Origin of the sequence: Streptomyces uncialis (genome assembly GCF_001905345.1) — a bacterium.
Classification (GTDB): Bacteria; Actinomycetota; Actinomycetes; order Streptomycetales; family Streptomycetaceae; genus Streptomyces; species Streptomyces uncialis.
The window spans coordinates 409,141-429,425 of record NZ_LFBV01000006.1 but is presented as its reverse complement, the minus strand read 5'-3'; the positions used below and the strand labels follow the sequence as shown (position 1 = coordinate 429,425).

The following is a 20,285-nucleotide window of genomic DNA, read 5'->3' as shown; positions in this document are numbered from 1 at the left end:
CCGCACCTACCCCGGAGGACCGGTGTCCCTGCCCCCTGACATACCGACGCCCGGCGGGAGCCGCGGCTGGCTGCTCCGCCTCGTCATCGCCTTCAGCTTCGCGCAGGCGGCGGTGTCGATGGCCCGGCCCGCCGTCTCCTACCGGGCGCTCTCGCTCGGCGCCGACGAACGCGCCATCGGCGTCATCGCGGGCGCCTACGCCCTGCTGCCGCTGTTCGCGGCCGTCCCCCTCGGCCGCCGCACCGACCACGGCCGCTGCGCCCCGCTGCTGCCCGCCGGCATCGTCCTCATCGCGGTCGGCTGCGCCCTCGGCGGTACGGCGGACTCCCTCGGCGCGCTGGCCGCGTGGAGCGGGGTCATGGGCCTCGGACACCTCAGCTTCGTGATCGGCGCCCAGTCGCTCGTGGCCCGCCGCTCGGCGCCCGACGACCAGGACCGCAACTTCGGGCACTTCACCATCGGCGCGTCCCTCGGCCAGCTGATCGGCCCGATCGCCGCCGGGCTCGTGATCGTCGGGGACGCGGGACCGGACGGAGCCCTCGCGAGCAGCAGCGCGCTCGCCCTCGTCGTCGCGGCGGGGGTCGGCACGATCGGGCTCACCTCGCTGTGGCGCGTGGAGCCCCGGGGCCTCGCCGCTTCCCGGCCCGCGGCCGGTGCCCGGGTCCCCGTCCACCGCATCCTGCGGGCCCGGGGGGTGCCCGGCGGCATCTTCATCAGCCTGGCCGTGCTGTCCGCCACCGACATCGTGATCGCCTATCTCCCGGTGATCGGCGAGGAACGGGGCATCAGCCCCTTCACCGTCGGCCTGCTGCTCAGTCTGCGGGCCGCCGCGACGATCGCCTGCCGGGTGGTGATGGCGCCGATGATCCGGGTCGTCGGCCGGACCCCCCTGCTGGTGACGAGCTGTCTGCTCGCGGGGGTCCTGTGCGCGGGGGTCGCGGTGCCGGTCCCGGTGTGGGCCCTCGCGGTGATGCTGGCGCTGCTCGGCTTCTGCCTGGGCGTGGGCCAGCCCCTGTCGATGACCACCGTCGTCCGGGCGGCCCCCGAGGGCGCCCGCTCCACCGCCCTCGCGCTGCGCCTCACCGGCAACCGCCTGGGCCAGGTCGCGACGCCCGCGGCAGGCGGCCTGGTCGCGGGGTTCGCGGGCACGGGCGCCCCCTTCGTCCTCCTGGGCACCCTCCTCTGCGCAGCGGCCACCCTGGCCGTACGTCCCCCGGAGTAACCCCCACGGGTCGCCTTCGCTCGCGCCTTCGAGGTTTCCTGTGCTGGGCGTACTTGTTCCCGCACAGGTCGTTCGTGGGTGCGCAGTTCCCCGCGGGTCGCCTTCGCTCGCGCCGCCGGGTTCCTTGTGCTGGGCGTACTTGTCCCTGTGCGGGTCGTTCGTGGGTGCGCAGTTCCCCGCGCCCCTGGGGTCCCCCACCTGGACGTACTTGTTCCCGTGCAGGTCGGACGGGGGTGCGCAGTTCCCCGCGCCCCTGAGGTCGCGCCCCTTGCGGTTCCTGTTCGGGTGCGGGTCGCCTGTGGTTGCTCGCGCAGTTCCCCGCGCCCCTGGGTACTCGGGGCTGGGCGTACTTCGTTCCTGTGCCGTCGCTCGGTGGTTGCGCAGTTCCCCGCGCCCCTTTGGGGCGCCCCCTGAGGCTGTCCCCCGGCTGCGGGCTCATCGCCTGCGGAACCCTCCTCCTCGCGCACTCGCCCGGCAGCCGAAGGGGGTGGGCGGGAATCTCTGCCCGCAGACTCCGACGCCCCCAGTGCGGCCACTGAACGTCCGTACCGAGCGCGTTGGAGCGAGGACGGAGAATCCCGACCGGCCCCGACCTGAACGACGGCGGAAGGCGCCCCGACAGGGGCGCGGGGAACTGCGCGAAGACGAGGGCCGGCCCGCACCCGAAGCAGCGGCCGCAAGGGGGCAGCATCCAGGGGCGCGGGGAACTGGGCAAAGAGCGAGGGCGGCCCCGCACCCGAAGCAGCGGCCGCAAGGGGGCAGCATCCAGAGGCGCGGGGAACTGCGCACCCCACGAGCGACGGCACAGGAACGAAGTGCGCCCACCCGGACAGACCCAGAAGCGCAAGCCAAGGCGCCCCGCAGGGAACCGCGCACGGAAAGCCCCCCTACGCCCCCCGGGAGGCCGCCGCCGCGAACTGGACCGCCAACCCGTCCAGCAACGCGGACAGCCCCGTCTCGAACGCCCGCTCGTCGATCACCTGCTGACGCTCCGCGAGAAGATGCGCCTGGCCGAGCCGCGGATACTCCGCCGGATCGTAGGCGCTCTCGTCGTCCACGAACCCACCCGCGAACGACCCCAGCGCCGCCCCCATCACGAAGTACCGTATGAGCGCCCCGATCGACGTGGCCTGCGCGGGCGTCCACCCCGCGTCCACCATCGCCCCGAACGCCGCGTCGGCGACCCGCAGCGCGGCCGGCCGCCGCCCCGGCCCCCGCGCGAGCAGCGGCACCATGTGCGGATGCGCGCTCAGCGCCCGCCGGTACGACACGGCCCAGTCGCGCAGCGCGGTACGCCAGTCCCGCACGTCGTCGAACATCGACAGATCGACCTGCGCGCTCACCGAGTCCGCGACCGCCTCCAGGATCTCGTCCTTGGTCCGGAAGTGGTTGTACAGCGACGGCCCGCTCACCCCCAGCTCCGCGGCGAGCCGGCGGGTGGACAGCGCCGCCAGCCCTTCCGCGTCCACCAGCGCACAGGCCGTCTCGACGATGAGGTCCCTGCTGAGCAGCGGCTTACGGGGTCTGGCCATGCGCCACATAGTAGAGCGGAGGTATCCTCCCGGACCCCTCGCCGGGATACCCCGCAGGGGTCTGAGTACCGAACTGAGTACCCGTACCGATCCGGTCCGCCCCGGGCCGGGCGACCCTGTGCGACATGAGTGACTCACCGGTCAAGCAGCAGTCGACGGCGGCGTTCTACGTCCAGGCCGTCGTGTCGTTCGTCATCGCGATCGCCGCCACGGGCATCGGTATCGCCCGCCTGGACGCGAACTCCTGGGTACGGGGGTTCCTCGCCATCGCCGTCCTGTATCTCGTCACCTCGTGCTTCACGCTCGCCAAGGTGATCCGTGACCGGCAGGAGGCCGGTGAGCTCACCAGCCGGGTCGACCAGGCCCGGGTGGACAAACTGCTCGCCGCCCACGACCCTTTCGAGAAGCTCTGAGTCCCCGAGGGGGTGGCGCGGTCCGGCGGTGTCCGCCCTCCGTTCGCTAAGCGCTTGCTCACCCGCAAGGGTAAGGTGGCCTCCCTGACCTGCGGAGAGGAGTACGCGATGACTGCGGAGGAGACCGGCCGTGACGCCCAGCCCTGGGGCGAGGTCACACCGGACGCGGCCAGACGGCTGCTGGTGGCGGCCGTGGAGGCGTTCGCCGAGCGCGGCTACCACGCGACGACCACCCGGGACATCGCGAGCCGCGCCGGGATGAGCCCGGCGGCGCTCTACATCCACTACAAGACCAAGGAGGAACTCCTCCACCGGATCAGCCGCATCGGCCACGACAAGGCGCTGGACATCCTGCGCACGGCGGCGGACGGCACCGGCACCCCGGCCGAGCGGCTCGCCGTCGCGGTCCGCTCGTTCGTCGGCTGGCACGCCGCGCAGCACACCACCGCCCGGGTCGTGCAGTACGAACTCGACGCGCTCGGCGAGAGCGCGCGGGCCGAGATCGTCGCGCTGCGCCGCCGGACGGACGGGGTGATCCGCGAACTCGTCGACGACGGCGTCCGCGCGGGGGAGTTCGACGTGGCCGACCCGGCGGGCACCACGGTCGCCGTGCTGTCGCTGTGCATCGACGTGGCCCGCTGGTTCAACGTCGGCGGACGGCGGACACCCGACGAGGTCGGCGCGCTCTACGCCGAACTGGTGCTGCGCATGGTGGGGTTCCGGGGCGACCCGGCAGAGGTGGCCGGCGCTCAGAAGTAGTACCGGGACACCGACTCCGCGACACACACCGGCTTGTCGCCGCCCTCGCGCTCGACCGTCACCGCCGCGGTCACCTGGACGCCGCCGCCCGCCTCGGCCACCTTCCGGAGCTCGGCCGTGGCCCGCAGCCGGGAGCCCACCGGTACGGGGGCGGGGAAACGCACCTTGTCGGTGCCGTAGTTGAGCCCCATCCGCACCCCCTCGACCTGGAACACCTGGGGCACCAGCACGGGGAGCAGCGACAGGGTCAGATATCCATGGGCGATCGTCGTGCCGAACGGCCCGGCCGCCGCACGCTCGGGGTCGACATGGATCCATTGGTGGTCGCCGGTCGCGTCGGCGAAGAGGTCGACGCGCCGCTGGTCGATCTCCAGCCAGTCGCTGTACCCCAGCCGCTCACCGACCGCGGCGCCCAACTCCCCGGCGGATCGGAAGATCCTCGGCTCTGCCATGTCCCTGTGCCTTCCCCGTACCGCGCAGACGGTTCCGGTCGAACGATCTGCCTAAGCGCTTGCTCAGAATGCGGGTACGGGCGGGCCGTGTCAACGCTGACGCGTTCCCGGCGTTCCGCCGCATTCCGGGAGCGCGCGGTGCACGGCGGGCCCGGATGACGCCGTGCCGTACGCCCCGCGGGATCGGTAGGCTGCGAAGGGTGTCCCAGATCCCGGTGAAGATCCATGAACTCACGGTCGGCCAACTCGCCGCCCGCAGCGGCGTAGCGGTGTCCGCCCTGCACTTCTACGAGTCCAAGGGACTCATCCGCAGCAGCCGCACCTCCGGCAACCAACGCCGCTTCCACCGGGACGCGTTGCGCCGCGTCGCCTTCGTCCGGGCCGCCCAGCGCGTGGGCATCCCGCTCGCCACCATCAGGGACGCCCTCGCCGAGCTGCCCGAGGAACGCACCCCGAACAAGGAGGACTGGGCCCGGCTGTCCCAGGCATGGCGCAGGGAGCTGGACGAGCGGATCAAGCAGCTCGGACGGCTGCGCGACCATCTCACCGACTGCATCGGCTGCGGCTGTCTCTCGCTGGAGACCTGCGTCCTGTCCAACCCGGGCGACGCGTTCGGCGAGGACCACACCGGTTCACGGCTGCTCCCCGCCCGGCTCCAGAAGGCGCGGCCCCCGATGGGCCGTGTCGTCGAACCGGCCCAGGAGACCTGCGACCCGCAGGACGAGAGCTGCTGACGCGGCGGGCCACCCGCACCGCCCGTACGGTGCCCCGGCGCCGCATCCCGGCCCCGGCCCCGTGCCCGTGCCCGTGCCCCGTACCGTCGTCACACCGACACGAGCAGGGCTCCCCGGCGGGCCCGCAGCAGCGCGCCACGGGTCAGTACCGGCTCGGGCACCACGATCCCGCACTCACCGCACACCGGCCCGGAGGACGGCTCGTGCGCCAGGCTCTCCGACCACACCAGACGGTCGCCCGCGCACACCGGACACCCTTCGCCCGGCTCCCGCTCCAGCGCGGCGATCAGCCGCCGCAGCACCTCGCCCAGCGACTGCCGGGGATGCCGCCGGGGGTCGTCGCACCAGGCGACACCGAAGCCGCCCCAGGTCAGCCGGTGCCAGTCGTCCACACTTCCGGGCCTGCGCAAACCCCCGTGCTTCTCCTTGCGTCGGCGCTCCGCGAACTGCGCCTCGTACGCGAGCCAGACGGCCCGCGCCTCCTCCAGCTCGTCGAGCGCGGCCACCAGCCGCGCCGGGTCGGGTGACCTGTCCTCCGGCCCGAAGCCGGCCCTGGAGCACAAGTGGTCCCATGTCGCGCGGTGTCCGTAGGGGGCGAACCGCTCCAGGCACTTGCGCAGCGAGTACCTTCGCAGCGCCAGGTCGTTGCGCGGGTCGCGCACCTGTCTCGCGAGACTCCGGAATCCGGCCATCGTCCTGCACCTCCGTCACATGTGCGCCAGCACGTGGTCGACGTCGTTCGGGCGTTGAGGAGTAGACGAACGAGCGACCGGATTGGCTCCCTCTCATTTTCCGGGTGGGCGAGCGATTGGCTGGAAGGAGGCGTTTGGTCCGGCGTTCATGCCGGTCAAGGCGCTTAACTCAAGGGGAAGTTGATTCGCGCTCTCCTTCGGCCGCCGGTATACGGCCGGTAACGTGCGTCGTGTCACACCCGTGGCGCCAGTGGCTGATGTTCCCGCAGGTCAGGGAGTTGCCGCCGACCCATTGGCCCGCCTATGGGCGATGCCGTCCCGCCGGTCGGGGGGACCTGGCCCCGGCCGACCGGCGGGACGGGCCCTGTCGATGCCCGCCGGGTCCGTCAGCGGTACGCCAGGTACCGCCCGCGCACCGCGCGGAACGCCGACAGCTCGTGCCGCCAGCCGGCCACCACCTCGTCCGTCCCCGCACCCGCGTCGATCATCGTGCGGACCCGCGTGGACCCGGTCAGATGGTCCACCCAGTACGACGACGTGCCGTCCGGCCGCCGGTCCAGCCGCCATACGAAGCCGTCCCAGACCCGCTTGGCGGTCACCAGCAGCCCGATCCCCGTACGCACCGGATCGAACGCCTCGCGGTCGTCCACATGGACCTGGACCCCGCCGATGGTCTGGCCCGAGAACTTGCCGAACGTCGGGGCGAAGTACGCCTCCCGCAGCCGTACCCCCGGCAGCCCGAGGGCGTTCGCGGCGGCGGCCCAGCGGCCGTCCAGCCCCTTGGCCCCGATCATTTCGAATGGCCGGGTCGTGCCCCGCCCCTCGGAGAGGTTCGTCCCCTCGAACAGACAGGTTCCCGCGTACACCAGCGCAGTCTCGGGTGTGGGCATGTTCGGGCTCGGCGGCACCCACGGCAGCCCGGAAACGTCGTAGAAGTCGTCGCGCCGCCAGCCCGACATCAGTACGGTGTCCAGCTCCACCGGCCGCTCCAGGAACTCCCCGTTGAACAGCCGCGCCAGCTCCGCGACCGTCATCCCGTGCGCCTGGGCGATCGGCTCCCGGCCCACGAAGGTCGCGAACTCCGGCCGCAGCAGCGGCCCGTACGCCCCACGCCCGGTCATCGGGTTCGGCCGGTCGAGGACCACCATCCGCTTGCCCGCGAGCCGGGCCGCCGCCATGCAGTCGTACAGCGTCCAGATGTACGTGTAGAACCGCGCGCCGACGTCCTGGATGTCGAAGACGACCGTGTCGACCCCGGACGCGGTGAACACATCGGCGAGCTCCTGCCCGCTCAGCCGGTACGTGTCGTAGACGGGCAGCCCCGTCGCCGGGTCGTCGTGACGGCCCTCCGAACCGCCCGCCTGCGCGGTGCCCCGGAAGCCGTGCTCGGGGCCGAACACGGCGGTGAGTTCGACCCGGTCGTCCACGTGCATCACGTCCACGATGTGCCGGACGTCCCGGGTGACGCCCGTCGGGTTGGTGACGACACCGACCTTGTCCCCCGCGAGCAGGGCGTAGCCGCTCGCCTGGAGCCGCTCGAAGCCGGTGCGCGTACGGCGACGGGACCGGCCGCGGTCACCGCCGTCCGCCGCGGCGGGGGCCGCCACCGCGGCTCCGGCCGCCACCGTGCCGCCCGTGGCGGCCAGCAGTCCGCGTCTGGAGAGGGTCATCGGAGTACCTCCAGGTTCGAGCGATTCCGCACAGAATCCGTCACATTCGAACCCTGTGGTGATCGCGAAACGGTCATGATCACGCACGGTAGCGCGGGCCGCGGCGCCGCGGAACGTCCCGGACACAAGTGATCGGCCGAGCGGACCGCCCACACCCGCCGGACCGCCCCCGCCCGACCGCAGCCGCGTACGCCCCCGCCACGCCCCGCCGGACGCCCTCCCGCTCCCTCCCGCCCCTCCGCGCCCGTACGGCCCGGGGCCCGGGACGTGGGGCGATACCGTCCCGCCGGTACGGACCCCGCCGCCGTCCCCCTCGGGGCGATATCCCCGCGCCCACCGCGCCGGCAGATGGGAAGATCCTCCGGCGGGAGCCGAACGGCACCCGGGCGAGCCGGACCGGTGGTCCACGACAACAGGAAGGCGGGCGGCCACGTGCCCAGGACGACGGACACGGACGGGGCGACCGTCCCGCAGCGGCTGCTGGCGGCGGCCACCCGGCTCTTCGCCGACCAGGGCTACGACCGCACCTCGGTCCAGGAGATCGTGGAGGCGGCCGGAGTCACCAAGGGCGCCCTCTACCACTACTTCGGTTCCAAGGAGGACCTGCTCCAGGAGATCTACTCCCGGGTGCTGCGCCTCCAGCAGGAACGCCTCGACGCGTTCGCCGCCCGCGACGCCCCCGTGGAACGGCGACTGCGGGACGCCGCCGCCGATGTCGTCGTCACAACCATCGAGAACCTGGACGACGCGGTCATCTTCCAGCGCTCCATGCACCATCTGAGCCCGGCGAAGAACAAGCGGGTACGCGCCGAACGCCGCCGCTACCACGAACGGTTCCGCGCCCTGATCGAGGAGGGCCAGGCCGCCGGTGTCTTCTCCACCCGCACCCCGGCGGACCTCGTGGTCGACCACCACTTCGGCTCGGTCCACCATCTGCCCACCTGGTACCGGGCCACAGGCACCCTCACCCCCACGCAGATCGCCGACCACCTCGCCGACCTGCTGCTGCGGGCCCTGCGCCCCTGACCCGCCGGACGACTGCCCGAGGCGCCGCCCCGCCGGAACGCGCCCCCGCTAGAACACGACGGCCGCCGCGCACACCGCGAGACCCACCGCGCACAGCGTGCCGACCGCCGCCGCCCACACCATCAGCCGGGGCGGATCCACGGGATCGCCCGTCAGCTCCTGTATCCGCCGGTGCGCCACGGCCAGCAGCCCCAGCCACACCAGCACGCACAACGCGCAGGCGACCGGACCCACCGCGCCCTCCCCGTCCTGGAACGCCGAGCGCGCGGCCAGTACGGTCACCACCGTCGCCGTCAGCGTCGTACGGCGCCACGCCAGCCTGGTGCGTTCCGGCTGGAGCCCCGGGTCGCGTACCCCGGCGCCGGTCATGTCAGCCCGCCCAGCCCGCGAGGACGATCACGACCATCGCCAGGGCCACTATGGCGATGACGACGCTCAGCAGCGCGGGGAACCGCGACACCGGCAGGTCCTCGCCGCGCCGCATCGCCCGCTCGCAGCGCACCCAGTGGTTCACGGCGCGCAGCGCGCACAGCACGCCCGCCGCGAGCAGGGCCAGTGCCAGCCCGACCCGCCAGCCCCAGCGCAGGTCGGGCAGGAACTGGTCCACCGCGAAGCCGCCGCCGATCAGTGCGAGGGCGGTACGGAGCCAGGCCAGGAAGGTGCGTTCGTTCGCCAGCGAGAAGCGGTAGTCGGGGGTACGGCCCTCCTGTGCGAGCCGGGCCGGCGCGAACCAGAGCCGTACGGAGGAGAACGCCCGGCCGCCCGGCCGGTCCCGTCCCCCCGGTCCGGTCGGCGCGTTCACGGGGACACGTCCCGCGCGGCCCGGAACGCCTTCAGCCGCCGGTACGCCTCCAGGCCGTCCGGCACCCAGTCCCAGGAGCCGAGCCGGGCGTCGACCTCCTCCTCCGGGACGAAGTCGTGCCAGGCGACCTCGGAGAGCTGGGGGCGCACGGGCAGCGCGCAGCGCACCTCGTACACCGCCGACCACCAGCCGCCCTGGCCCTCGCCCCGGTACAGGAACCGGAACAGGGGGGTGGGCCGGGGGAGTCCGCTGACCCCCAGCTCCTCTTCCGCCTCCCTGAGGGCCGCGTCGTCGTAGGACTCGCCCGCGCCGACGACGCCTCCGACGAACATGTCGTAGCGCGACGGGAAGATCAGTTTCGTCGCCGTGCGGCGGTGGACGAAGACACGGTCGCCGGGGTCCCGGGCGAGGACGAAGACACAGCGGTGCAGAAGGCCGCGGGCGTAGATCTCGCCCCGGGGTACCCGGTCGACGACCTGGTCGTCCTCGTCCACCACGTCCAGGACCTCGGCCCTCGCGTCGGCCGCGCCGTCCGTGTCCGTGCCAGCTGCACCCATCCCCCCATCCAACCACCGCCCACCTCCGCTCGCGCCTCCGGGCTACCTGTGCGGGTCGCCTTCGCTCGCGCCTCTGGGTCTGTCCGGCTGGGCGTACTTGTCCCGGTGCGGGTCGTTCGTGGGTGCGCAGTTCCCCGCGCCCCTGAGGTCGCGCCCCTTGCGGTTCCCGTTCGGGTGCGGGTGATCCGTGGTTGCTCGCGCAGTTCCCCGCGCCCCTGGATGCTGCCTCTTGCGGTTGCTTCTCGGGCGCGGGTCCGCCCTCGTCTTCGCGCAGTTCCCCGCGCCCCTTTGGGGGCGCCTCAGCCCCTTGACGTTGTTCTTCGCCATCCTCCTCGTGCAGTCGCATGGCTGCGGGAGGGGGTGGGCGGGAATCTCTGCTCGCAGACTCCGATGCTCTTCAGTCGGGTCACGGAACGTCGTACCGAGCGTGTCGGATCGAGGACGGAGAATCCCGACCGGCACCGACCCGAAGAACAAGCAGATGGCGCCCCAAAGGGGCGCGGGGAACTGCGCGAAACCACCGAGCGACGGCACAGGAAGAGGTGCGTCACGCCGGACGGACCTGGGAAGCGCAAGCAAAGGCGACCCGTCCCGTTCACCCTCCATGGAGCTCACCCGCCCGCTCGAACCGCCCCGCCCCCCGGGGCATCGCCGGGTGCAACCCCAGCAGCACGATCCCCCCGACCACCGCGAGCAGCCCCACCACCTCCCCCAGCAGCGCGAGCGGGTCCGTCCGCAGCCGGTCCCCGAGGAACCCGACCCCGCAGACGATCCCCGCGATCGGCTGCGCAGCCGTCAACGCGGGCAGCGACATCCGCAACGGCGCCATCTCGAACGCGCTCTGCACCAGCAACAACCCGGTCACCCCCAGCACCAGCACCGCGTACGGCTGCCAGGTCGCGACCACCACGGTCCAGCCGTCCTCGGCGAACCGCAGCGCGCTCACCCGGGTGAGCGCGTCCTGGAGCCCGTACAGCAGCCCCGCCGCACCCCCCAGCAGCACCGGCGCCATGACCAGCCGGGCCCGCAGGGCCAGCAGTACGAGCAGCGCCGCGAGGCCCGCCACCGCCCCGATGATCAGCCACTGCCGGAGCGGGTCGGTCACGGCCTCCCCGGCCTCCGGCTGCCCCGCGACGATGAACAGCGTCACCCCGCCCGCGAGCACCGCGAGCCCGGACCAGCCCTGCGTACCCAGCGGCTGCCCGGTCACCGCACGGGACAGTGCCAGGGCGAACAGCAGATTCGTGGCGAGCAGCGGTTCGACCAGACTCACCTGGCCATGGGCGAGGGCCAGCGCCCCGAGGACCATCCCGCACACCATCAGCGCGATCCCGCCGAGCCACCGCGGCATCCGCATGAGATCGAGCAGCAGCCGGAACGACAGGAAGTCGCTCAGGGGCGCCCGCTGCGCCGCGTCCTGCTGGAGGACGAACCCGAAGCCCAGGCAGCAGGCGGCGCAGACCGCCAGGACGACAACGAGTACCGACACGTCGTTACCCCTCACGACAGCCGGGCCCGAGCCAGCCGGGCCGCCGGGTACGTGGCCGGTGAGTCACGGCCCCGGGACGGTTGACGCCGGTCACGCCGTCCCCAAGGATCTGACCCACCAGTAACCCCAGTATCCCCATGGGTGCGCCGCCCCGCCGGTGCGGCAGGCGGGAGCGCGGCTGAGAAGAGGGACGGCCCATGGCGTACGACGCCGATGTGATCGTGATCGGTGCGGGTCTGGCGGGCCTCGCGGCGACGGCGGAACTGGTCGACGCGGGTCGCAAGGTCGTCCTGCTGGACCAGGAGCCGCCGCAGTCGCTCGGCGGTCAGGCCCACTGGTCCTTCGGGGGTCTGTTCTTCGTGAACTCCCCGGAACAGCGCCGGATGCGGATCAAGGACAGTCACGACCTCGCGCTCCAGGACTGGCTCGGCACCGCCGGATTCGACCGTGCCGAGGACCACTGGCCGAGGCGCTGGGCCGAGGCGTACGTCGATTTCGCGGCGGGGGAGAAGCGGGCCTGGCTGCATCGCCAGGGGGTGCGATTCTTCCCCGTGGTCGGCTGGGCCGAACGGGGTGGTTACGACGCCACCGGCCACGGCAACTCCGTCCCCCGCTTCCACATCACCTGGGGCACCGGCCCGGGGCTGCTCGCCCCGTTCGCCCGCCGGGTCCGCGCGGGCGCCGCCCGGGGCCTGGTCGATCTGCGGTTCCGCCACCGGGTCACCGCGCTGTGCGGCGCGGCGGGCACCGTGGACACGGTGGGCGGCGAGATCCTCGACCGCTCCGAGGTGGCCCGTGGCAGGCCCAGCGGCCGGGATGTCGTCGGCTCCTTCGAGCTGCGGGCCCAGGCCGTGATCGTCACCTCCGGGGGGATCGGCGGCAATCACGAGCTGGTCCGCCGGAACTGGCCCGCGCGTCTCGGCCGGGCGCCCGAGCGGATGGTCGCCGGGGTCCCGGCCCATGTCGACGGGCTGATGCTCGGTGTCACCGAGGCCGCGGGCGGCCGTCTGATCAACGGTGACCGGATGTGGCACTACACCGAGGGCCTGCACAACTGGAACCCGATCTGGGAAGGTCACGGCATCCGGGTCCTGCCCGGCCCGTCCTCCCTGTGGCTCGACGCGCGCGGCAACCGGCTCCCCGTACCGCTCTTCCCCGGCTTCGACACGCTCGGCACCCTCGAACACCTCATGGACACCGGCCATGAGCACAGCTGGTTCGTCCTCAACCGCCGTGTGATCGGCAAGGAGTTCACGCTCAGCGGCTCGGAGCAGAACCCCGATCTCACCGGACGGTCCGTCCGCGGGGTGATCGACCGGGCCCGCGCCGACGTGCCCGCGCCCGTGCGGGCGTTCATGGACCACGGCGAGGACTTCGTGGTCGAGCACGACCTCGCCTCCCTCGTCCGGGGCATGAACGCCCTCACGGGTGAACCGCTGATCGACGAGACGGATCTGCGGCGGGTGATCACCGCGCGGGACCGTGAGGTGGCCAACCCCTTCACCAAGGACTCCCAGATCACGGCGATCCGCGGCGCGCGGTCCTTCCTCGGGGACCGGCTGATCCGTACGGTCGCCCCGCATCCGATCCTCGACCCGAAGGCGGGTCCGCTGATCGCCGTCCGGCTCAGTGTCCTCACCCGTAAGAGCCTCGGCGGACTGGAGACCGATCTGTCCTCCCGTGTCCTCACCGAGAGCGGCGAACCCCTCGGCGGGGTCTACGCGGCGGGCGAGGCGGCGGGGTTCGGCGGTGGCGGGGTGCACGGATACCGCTCGCTGGAAGGCACCTTCCTCGGCGGCTGTCTGTTCTCCGGCCGGACCGCCGGCCGTGCCGCCGCCCGCGCGACGGGCTGACGCCTCCCGAGCCCGTACAAGTGCGCCTGGAATCGGGGGAGTGCGGGATGAACCGGTCGCAACGGGATACGTGCTCCAGCCACGCATAGCGTCGGAGGGGTGGGGTAGGACCACTTCCGAACCCCGGGTCGGCGCCTCCGCGGCCCCCGTTCCCGTCGCCCGTCCCGCATGATCACGGGCGCAACGATCAAGCCGCCACGCCGATTACGCCCCCCGGATCGCGGGCGCACTTGGGTAAGAAGTGGCATCGAAGGGACAACTCGACCGTCCGATCAGGCACTTGACACGTGTAGGTGGGCTGGTGGCCCTTGACTCGGAGCACCCCCTACCGGTTTGCTGTCCGTGATCATTCGCTCAACACACCGTGTCGGGGAGGAAGTCCCGCGGTGACGCCACCCCCACCGCCACTGGGCCGTTCGCGCAAGCGGGGCTCTCATGTCTTCGACGCGGCCCTCGACGACACGGCACTCGCGACCGCCCGTACCGCGCTCGGTCAGGGCCGCTGGTCCGTCGTCCGCGGGCTGCTCGTCGACACCGGCGACGACTGGGACCGCCGCGGCCACCGCGTCACGGCGCTCGCCCAGGAGACCACCACCTCGGCCTGGGCCCAGGACTGGCGGATCGCCGAGCCCGAGTCCGCCGACGCCGCGGTCCTGTTCGCCCTGGCCGCCGTCCAGCGCGCGCTGAACGGCAAAGCGCGCCCGGACGCGGCGCGGGCCGCCTGCCGCACCGCCGCCGGGCTCGTCCCCGCCGACCCCACGCCCTGGCTCGGACTGCTGATGCTGGAACGCACGGTCGGCACCGAGGAGGACGTCGTCCAGCTCTTCGACGAGGTCCGCCACCGGCACCCCGACCACCACCACGCCCACCATCTGATGATCGCCCGGCTCGCCGAGCGCCGCGCCGACGCCGGACAGGACCCTATGCACGAGGTCTACGACTTCGCCGCCTGGGCCGCCGAACAGGCCCCGGCGGACTCCCCGCTGGCGATCCTGCCCGTCGTCGCGCACGCCGAGCGGTACCGCGTGCTGGCCCTGGCCGGCCGGGAGCCCGCCGACCCGCTGTCCTCGGGGCACTGGGTCGGCCGCCGCGCCCGCCAGGTGATGAAGGCGGCGTTCGACTGGTGGCTGGAGTGGGAGCGCGAGGACCACCCGCGCAACCGCGTCGACCTCAACTTCCTCGCCCACGCGAAGTACTGCGGAGGCCGGGCCGCCGAGGCCGCGGCCCTCTTCCACCGCATCGGCAACCACATCACCCCCGCCCCCTGGTCGTACCCCGACCGGGACCCGTCCGAGGCGTTCAGGGAAGCGCGCAACGCGTCCCTCGGCACCGGATGACCCCCACCCCACATCCCCGCGCCCACCGGCGGTAGGCGCGGACGCACCACCAGTGTCACCAGCACCACCGCAAGCACCATCGCGGAAGAAGGCACCACCGCGCGGAACCGGCACCTCGGGTGCGAACCAGCGGTTCTGCGCGCTGCACGATCGGCGGCAACAGCATTGGCAACACCAGCACCACCGGTGACGTCGTCCTTATCGACGTCACCCGTCACCACCCGCACCACAGGTACGACGGGCATCACCCGGCACCACACGTACGACTCGCACCACCCGTACCACCGGGTCGTGCACCGCTCGGCCGTACCCCGGTACGGCCGCGGTCCACGTCGGCCGCGCCCGCACGAACCGGAACACGCCTGACCCGCCCACCCGAAAGGACAAACCCCGCCATGACGACGGGCAGTTCGAGCACGAGCGAAGCCAGATCGACCACCGGAGCGAAGTCCGGCGGCGGGATCAACACCTTCAAGGGCCAGGACCGCGCACTGCGCGCGGACCGGCTCGGCACGGCGGGACTCCTCCTGTCGGTGCTCGCCGCGACGGGACCGCTCATGGTCGTCGCGGGGGTCATGCCCACCACCTTCGCGGTCATGGGCATCGTGGGGCAGCCACTGCTCTTCGTCATCCTCGGCGTCGTCCTCATCCTCTTCTCCTTCGGATACGCGGAGATGAGCCGTCATGTTCACAACGCGGGCGCTTTTTACGCGTACATTTCCCGCGGCCTCGGCGGAACCGCCGGAGCGGGCGCCTCGCTCGTGGCGCTGGTCGCCTACAGCGCACTCCAGGTCGGCCTCTACGGGCTCCTCGGCTTCGAGGTCTCGCTGCTGCTGAACGCCCACTTCGAGGTGTCCGTCCCCTGGTGGATACCCTCCCTCGCGGGCGCCGCGATCGTGGGCTTCCTCGCCCTGATGAAGATCGACGTCAACGCGCGCGTCCTCGGTGTGCTGCTGCTGATCGAGGTCGCCCTTGTCGTCGTCTTCGACATCGCCGCGCTCTCCGAGCCCGCCAAGGGCGGTGTGTCGCTCGCCGCGTTCAACCCGGAGACCCTGACCGGCGCGGGCATCGGCACCGCGCTGTGCTTCTGCATCGCCGCCTTCACCGGCTTCGAGCAGGCACCCGTGTACGCCGAGGAGACCAGCCGTCCGCAGGTCGTGGTGGCCCGGGTGATGTTCCTCGCGGTGACCTTCGTCGCGCTGTTCTTCGCCTTCAGCTCTTGGGCGCTGACCGTCGCCGCCGGGCCGGACGGGATCGTCCCCGCCGCGCAGGAGCACACCGCCGGACTGCTGTTCGTGCTGACCGAGAGCAGGCTCGGGGAGACCTTCGCCGACCTCATGCACATCCTGCTGGTGACCGGTGTGTTCGCCGCGACGCTCAGCTTCCACAACGTCGTCTCGCGCTACGCGTTCGCCATGGGACGCGAAGGGCTGCTGCCCGCCGTCTTCGGCCGCACCAACAGCGCCAGCGGCGCCCCCGGCACCGGCGCGCTGCTCCAGACCGGTATCTCCGTCGTCGTGATCGCGGCCTTCGCCCTCACCGACACCAAGGAGACCGGCGACCCGACCGCGCCGATCCTGCGGCTGTTCACCTGGATGGGCAACGTGGGCGCCTTCGGGGTGATCCTGCTGATGGCCACCGCCTCGCTCGCGGTCATCGTCTTCTTCGTGCGCCGGGGCGCCGCCCGCGCACAGCTCTGGCGGCTGATCGCGTCCGGCGTCGCCGGGGTGTCGCTGCTGGTGATCGCCGGGTACACCGCCAAGGACTTCTACCTCCTCGTCGGCGCGGGCCCCGACTCGGCGCTGCGCTGGGTCCTGCCCGGGATCATCTTCCTCGCCGCCGCCGTCGGGCTGTCCGTCGGCGCGTACCTCAAGGCACGCAAGCCCGAGGCGCACGCCCGGATCGGCCTCGGCAACGAGGCGTTCCAGCTGGAGAAGGCGGCCGAGGAGGGTTCCTGACCCCCGGGGCGCACGTCCGGTGACGCAGGGAGGGGCGGTCCGTCGTACGACGGACCGCCCCTCCCGCACATCCCGGCCTTCCCGGTGACCGGCCTCAGACCCCCGGGACCACCCGGGCCACCTGGGCCGTCGAGACCACCTGGACCGTGCGGACCACGTCGGCCACCTGGATCACCTGGATCACCTAGATCACCAAGGACAGCAGCAGGACGATGGCGCCCGCGACCACCGAGATGATCGTCTCCATGACCGACCAGGTCTTGATGGTCTGGCCGACGCTCATCCCGAAGTACTCCTTCACCAGCCAGAAACCGGCGTCGTTCACATGGCTGAAGAAGAGGGAACCGGCGCCGATCGCCAGCACCAGCAGTGCCAGGTGGGTGCTCGACATATCGGCGGCCAGCGGGGCGACCAGACCGGCGGCCGACACCGTCGCGACCGTCGCGGAGCCCGTCGCCAGCCGGATCACCACGGCGATCAGCCAGGCCAGCAGCAGCGCGGGGATGGACCAGTCCTCGGAGATCTCCAGGACCATCTGACCGACGCCCGAGTCGATCAGCGTCTGCTTGAAGCCACCGCCGGCGCCGACGATCAGCAGCACACCGGCGATCGGGCCGAGCGACTTCTCGACCGTGGTCGACAGCCGGCCCTTGGTGAACCCGGCGGCCCGGCCCAGCGTGAACATCCCGACGATGACCGCCGCGAGCAGCGCCATCAGCGGCGAACCGATCACGTCGAACACCCGCTGCACCATGTTGGCGGGGTCGTCGATGATGATCTCGACCAGCGCGCTGCCGAGCATGAGGACCACGGGCAGCAGCACGGTGAAGACGGTCGCGCCGAAGCTGGGGCGCTTGTCCAGGTCCTCGGAAGGACGCGCCTGGATCATCTTCTCCGGCACCGGCACATCGACCCAGCGGGCCGCGTACTTGGCGAAGACCGGACCCGCGATGATCACGGTCGGGATCGAGACGAGGACACCGAGCGCGAGGGTGAGACCGAGGTTCGCCTGGACGGCGTCGATCGCGACCAGCGGGCCGGGGTGCGGGGGTATCAGCCCGTGCATCACGGACAGACCGGCCAGCGCGGGGATACCGATCCGCATCAGCGAGTAGTTGCCGCGCTTGGCGACCATCAGCACGACGGGGATCAGCAGCACGATGCCGACCTCGAAGAACAGCGGCAGACCGATCACCGAGGCGATCAGCACCATGGCCCACGGCATCGAACGGCCGCTCGCCCTGGCGAGGATCGTGTCGACGATCTGGTCGGCGCCCCCGGAGTCCGCGAGCAGCTTGCCGAGGATCGCGCCGAGCGCGATCAGCACACCGACACCGGCGACCGTGTTGCCGAGGCCGGTGGTGAAGCTGGGGATCACCTTGTCCAGCGGTGCCCCGGCGAAGGCGCCGAGGGCGAGCGAGCCGATGGTCAGCGCGAGGAACGCGTGGACCTTGAACTTGGTGATGAGCAGGACGATGACGGCGATGCCCGCGAGAACGGCGATCCCGAGCTGGGCGTGGCCCGCGGAGGTGATCGGCGCGACGGGGTCCGCTGCCAGCATCTCGACGCTGAGACTGGTCACGGTCGGTTTCCTTGGAGACTCGGTCGTACGGGGAGGTACGGCGGTGAACGGGGCAGGGGGTGGAGCGGGGGGAGCGGGGGAGCGGATGCGCGGAGGACCGGTCGGGTGGGGTCGGGACGGTCCGCGCGGGTGGGGGTGCCGGGAGCGGTGGGTCGCGGGGCGGGCCCCGGACCCGGGGGTCAGCCCTCCGTACCGGCGGGGGCCGGACCTGCGGCGGCCGGGTCGGTGGCGGGCCGCAGCGCCTCGGCGGCCCGGCGCGCGATGTCGGCGGGGGTGCCCGTCACATCGACGGCGACGCCCGCCTCGTCCGGCTGGAGCGGCTGGAGCGTGGCGAACTGCGAGTCCAGCAGGGCCGTCGGCATGAAGTGCCCCTGCCGGTGGCTCATCCGGTCCTCGATCAGCGCGCGGTCGCCCGTCAGATGCACGAACACGAGCCCGGGAGCGGCCGACCTCAGCCGGTCACGGTAGCCGCGCTTCAGCGCCGAACTGCTGACGACCCCGCCGAGCCCGTCCCGGGTGTGGGCCCATTCGCCGATGGCGTCCAGCCACGGCCGGCGGTCCTCGTCGGTGAGCGGGGTGCCCGCGGTCATCTTCGCGATGTTCGCGGCCGGGTGGAAGTCGTCGCCCTCGGCGTACGGGACGCCCAGCAGCTCCGCGAGCAGCGGACCGACCGTTGTCTTCCCGGTCCCCGCCACGCCCATGACCACGATGACATGGGGGGTCGGCGGTGTGTTCTTCACGATCTGGGGTCCTCGTGTCGATGGATGTCCTTGTTGACCTGGCCGAGACCTCGCCGGCATCACCCGTTTTCAACCGGTTCGTTGGCTTCCAAGGGGTCTGGCGGCGAGGTGTCACGACACTGAAACCTATTAGGTCTGATGAATTCAAGAGTCTGTGACATAAAAGTCTGACTTTTCGACTTCGTCTCGCCCGGGGTCAGCTCGTACGCTGAGCGGCATGACCACACCGGGCCGCGGCCTGCACGCCCATGTCCTCGACACCCTCGGCCCGGCGATCACCGCGGGCGAGTGCCCGCCGGGCAGCGTGCTGCGGACCGACGAACTGGCCCAGCGCTTCGAGGTGTCCCGCTCGGTGATGCGCGAGGCGGTCCGGGTACTGGAGTCGATGCGGCTGGTGGAGTCCCGCCGCAGGGTCGGCGTCACGGTCCGGCCCACCGAGGAATGGAACGTCTACGACCCCCAGGTCATCCGCTGGCGGCTCGCGGGCGCCGACCGCCCCCGCCAGCTGCGCTCCCTGACCGTGCTGCGCTCCGCCGTCGAACCGGCCGCCGCCGCGCTGGCCGCCCGCCACGCCACCGCCGAGCAGTGCGCGGAACTCACCCGGTGCGCCCTCGGGATGGTCGCCACCTCACGCGGACGGCAGTTGGAGGGGTACCTCGTCCATGACATCGCCTTCCACCGGGTGATCCTCACCTCGTCCGGCAACGAGATGTTCGCCCGCCTCGGCGATGTCGTCGCCGAGGTCCTCGCGGGCCGCACCCATCACCAGGTCATGTTCGAGGACCCGGACCCGGCGGCCGTCACCCTGCATGTCCGGGTCGCGGAGGCGGTACGCGAGGGCGACGCGGTCCGCGCGGAGGAGCTGACCCGCCAGATCGCGGTGGGCGCCCTCCAGGAGCTGGACATCCTCGCCCCCTGACCCGCGCCCGCCCCGGGTCCACGGCCCCGCACGGCCCGGAGACAGGACCCGCCCCGCTCGGTCCTCCCCTCAGCCCTCCCCGAACTCCCCGTCCACGTAGACCCACGCGCCGTCCACCCGCGCGAACCGGCTGCGCTCCACCAGCGCCCCGGCCCGGCCGTCCTCCAGGTACGAGGCCCGGAACGACACCGTGCCCACCGCGTGGAACGCCGACCCCTCGCCCGTCCCGGTGATCTCCAGCCCCGTCCACCGCAGCGCGGGATCGAACTCCACCACCGGCGGCCGGGTCGACGGGTGCCAGGTCCGCAGCAGATATCCGGCGTCCCGCACGACGAACGCCGCGTACCGCGACCGCATCAGCGCCTCCGCGGTGGCCGCCGCCCCCTCACCCCGGTGGAACCGCCCGCAGCACTCCGCATACGCCGGGCCGGCGCCGCACGGGCAGTCCACGGGAGCGGCCGGGGCCGGCCCGGCGCCGAGGCCCGCCGCGGCATCACGGGCCGGGCGGGAACGGGCATTGCGCGAGGGTCGTCGAGCCATACGCCCAT

General features: G+C 72.3%; 20 protein-coding genes. 9 read left to right on the top strand and 11 right to left on the bottom strand.

What is annotated here, in order from left to right; genetic code table 11:
• Nucleotides 1-22: 22 nt before the first annotated feature.
• Complete coding sequence (locus tag AB852_RS24385) at nucleotides 23-1,222, top strand: MFS transporter (protein ID WP_245876892.1); 1,200 nt, start codon at nucleotides 23-25, stop codon at nucleotides 1,220-1,222.
• Nucleotides 1,223-2,109: 887 nt separating this feature from the next.
• Here AB852_RS24385 and AB852_RS24380 read toward each other — a convergent pair.
• Entirely contained in the window at nucleotides 2,110-2,754 is a 645-nt protein-coding gene (locus AB852_RS24380; RefSeq protein WP_073792309.1) for a TetR/AcrR family transcriptional regulator, read from the bottom strand.
• Between the two features lie 125 nt (nucleotides 2,755-2,879).
• Here AB852_RS24380 and AB852_RS24375 point away from each other — a divergent pair, with 125 nt between their 5' ends.
• Nucleotides 2,880-3,167, top strand: a complete 288-nt coding sequence (locus AB852_RS24375) for a YiaA/YiaB family inner membrane protein (RefSeq protein WP_073792308.1) — start codon at nucleotides 2,880-2,882, stop codon at nucleotides 3,165-3,167.
• Nucleotides 3,168-3,275: 108 nt separating this feature from the next.
• The gene (locus AB852_RS24370) at nucleotides 3,276-3,926 is read left to right on the top strand and encodes a TetR/AcrR family transcriptional regulator (protein WP_073792307.1); all 651 of its coding nucleotides are present in this window, start codon (nucleotides 3,276-3,278) and stop codon (nucleotides 3,924-3,926) included.
• Here the strand turns inward: AB852_RS24370 and AB852_RS24365 are convergent.
• On the bottom strand, nucleotides 3,917-4,378 hold the full coding sequence (locus AB852_RS24365; RefSeq protein ID WP_073792306.1) for a MaoC family dehydratase: 462 nt from the start codon (nucleotides 4,376-4,378) through the stop codon (nucleotides 3,917-3,919). The two genes, AB852_RS24370 and AB852_RS24365, sit on opposite strands and share 10 nt — an antisense overlap.
• Before the next feature lie 200 nt (nucleotides 4,379-4,578).
• Between AB852_RS24365 and soxR the strand changes: the two genes are divergently transcribed.
• Nucleotides 4,579-5,112, top strand: coding sequence for a redox-sensitive transcriptional activator SoxR (gene soxR, locus AB852_RS24360; RefSeq protein ID WP_073792305.1), 534 nt, complete (start codon nucleotides 4,579-4,581; stop codon nucleotides 5,110-5,112).
• Nucleotides 5,113-5,201: 89 nt separating this feature from the next.
• Here soxR and AB852_RS24355 read toward each other — a convergent pair whose 3' ends face one another.
• Nucleotides 5,202-5,804 (bottom strand): hypothetical protein, encoded by a 603-nt coding sequence (locus AB852_RS24355; RefSeq protein WP_073792304.1) that lies wholly within the window; start codon nucleotides 5,802-5,804, stop codon nucleotides 5,202-5,204.
• Nucleotides 5,805-6,190: 386 nt separating this feature from the next.
• Nucleotides 6,191-7,474: an exo-beta-N-acetylmuramidase NamZ family protein gene (locus AB852_RS24350; protein WP_073792303.1), complete on the bottom strand. Its 1,284-nt coding sequence runs from the start codon at nucleotides 7,472-7,474 to the stop codon at nucleotides 6,191-6,193.
• 432 nt (nucleotides 7,475-7,906) lie between these two features.
• Between AB852_RS24350 and AB852_RS24345 the strand changes: the two genes are divergently transcribed.
• The gene (locus AB852_RS24345; RefSeq protein WP_073792405.1) at nucleotides 7,907-8,500 is read left to right on the top strand and encodes a TetR/AcrR family transcriptional regulator; all 594 of its coding nucleotides are present in this window, start codon (nucleotides 7,907-7,909) and stop codon (nucleotides 8,498-8,500) included.
• A gap of 48 nt (nucleotides 8,501-8,548) precedes the next feature.
• Here AB852_RS24345 and AB852_RS24340 read toward each other — a convergent pair whose 3' ends face one another.
• From AB852_RS24340 to AB852_RS24325, 4 genes are all read right to left on the bottom strand, one after another.
• Complete coding sequence (locus AB852_RS24340) at nucleotides 8,549-8,869, bottom strand: DUF202 domain-containing protein (protein ID WP_073792302.1); 321 nt, start codon at nucleotides 8,867-8,869, stop codon at nucleotides 8,549-8,551.
• A 1-nt stretch (nucleotide 8,870) separates the two neighbouring features.
• Nucleotides 8,871-9,302 carry a YidH family protein gene (locus AB852_RS24335; RefSeq protein WP_073792301.1) on the bottom strand — a complete coding sequence of 144 codons (432 nt, stop codon included), beginning with the start codon at nucleotides 9,300-9,302 and terminating at the stop codon, nucleotides 8,871-8,873.
• On the bottom strand, nucleotides 9,299-9,859 hold the full coding sequence (locus AB852_RS24330) for an NUDIX hydrolase (RefSeq protein WP_073792300.1): 561 nt from the start codon (nucleotides 9,857-9,859) through the stop codon (nucleotides 9,299-9,301). Before AB852_RS24330 ends, AB852_RS24335 begins: the two co-directional genes overlap by 4 nt.
• Nucleotides 9,860-10,454: 595 nt before the next feature.
• Complete coding sequence (locus tag AB852_RS24325; protein WP_073792299.1) at nucleotides 10,455-11,348, bottom strand: DMT family transporter; 894 nt, start codon at nucleotides 11,346-11,348, stop codon at nucleotides 10,455-10,457.
• Nucleotides 11,349-11,545: 197 nt separating this feature from the next.
• Here AB852_RS24325 and AB852_RS24320 point away from each other — a divergent pair, with 197 nt between their 5' ends.
• The 3 genes from AB852_RS24320 to AB852_RS24310 all read left to right on the top strand — a co-directional run bounded on the left by AB852_RS24320 (nucleotide 11,546) and on the right by AB852_RS24310 (nucleotide 16,496).
• Nucleotides 11,546-13,201, top strand: coding sequence for an FAD-binding dehydrogenase (locus tag AB852_RS24320; protein WP_073792298.1), 1,656 nt, complete (start codon nucleotides 11,546-11,548; stop codon nucleotides 13,199-13,201).
• 386 nt (nucleotides 13,202-13,587) lie between these two features.
• Complete coding sequence (locus AB852_RS24315; protein WP_073792297.1) at nucleotides 13,588-14,538, top strand: hypothetical protein; 951 nt, start codon at nucleotides 13,588-13,590, stop codon at nucleotides 14,536-14,538.
• Nucleotides 14,539-14,933: 395 nt separating this feature from the next.
• Nucleotides 14,934-16,496, top strand: a complete 1,563-nt coding sequence (locus AB852_RS24310; protein ID WP_073792296.1) for an APC family permease — start codon at nucleotides 14,934-14,936, stop codon at nucleotides 16,494-16,496.
• A 184-nt stretch (nucleotides 16,497-16,680) separates the two neighbouring features.
• Here the strand turns inward: AB852_RS24310 and AB852_RS24305 are convergent, their stop codons facing one another.
• Nucleotides 16,681-18,078, bottom strand: coding sequence for a GntT/GntP/DsdX family permease (locus tag AB852_RS24305; protein WP_073792295.1), 1,398 nt, complete (start codon nucleotides 18,076-18,078; stop codon nucleotides 16,681-16,683).
• Nucleotides 18,079-18,257: 179 nt separating this feature from the next.
• Nucleotides 18,258-18,779, bottom strand: a complete 522-nt coding sequence (locus AB852_RS24300; RefSeq protein WP_073792404.1) for a gluconokinase — start codon at nucleotides 18,777-18,779, stop codon at nucleotides 18,258-18,260.
• Nucleotides 18,780-19,035: 256 nt separating this feature from the next.
• On the opposite strand from AB852_RS24300, the gene AB852_RS24295 reads away from it, so the two are divergent.
• Nucleotides 19,036-19,737: a FadR/GntR family transcriptional regulator gene (locus AB852_RS24295; RefSeq protein WP_073792294.1), complete on the top strand. Its 702-nt coding sequence runs from the start codon at nucleotides 19,036-19,038 to the stop codon at nucleotides 19,735-19,737.
• A 69-nt stretch (nucleotides 19,738-19,806) separates the two neighbouring features.
• On the opposite strand, the gene AB852_RS24290 is transcribed toward AB852_RS24295, so the two are convergent.
• Nucleotides 19,807-20,277: a YchJ family protein gene (locus AB852_RS24290; protein ID WP_073792293.1), complete on the bottom strand. Its 471-nt coding sequence runs from the start codon at nucleotides 20,275-20,277 to the stop codon at nucleotides 19,807-19,809.
• Nucleotides 20,278-20,285: the final 8 nt, after the last annotated feature.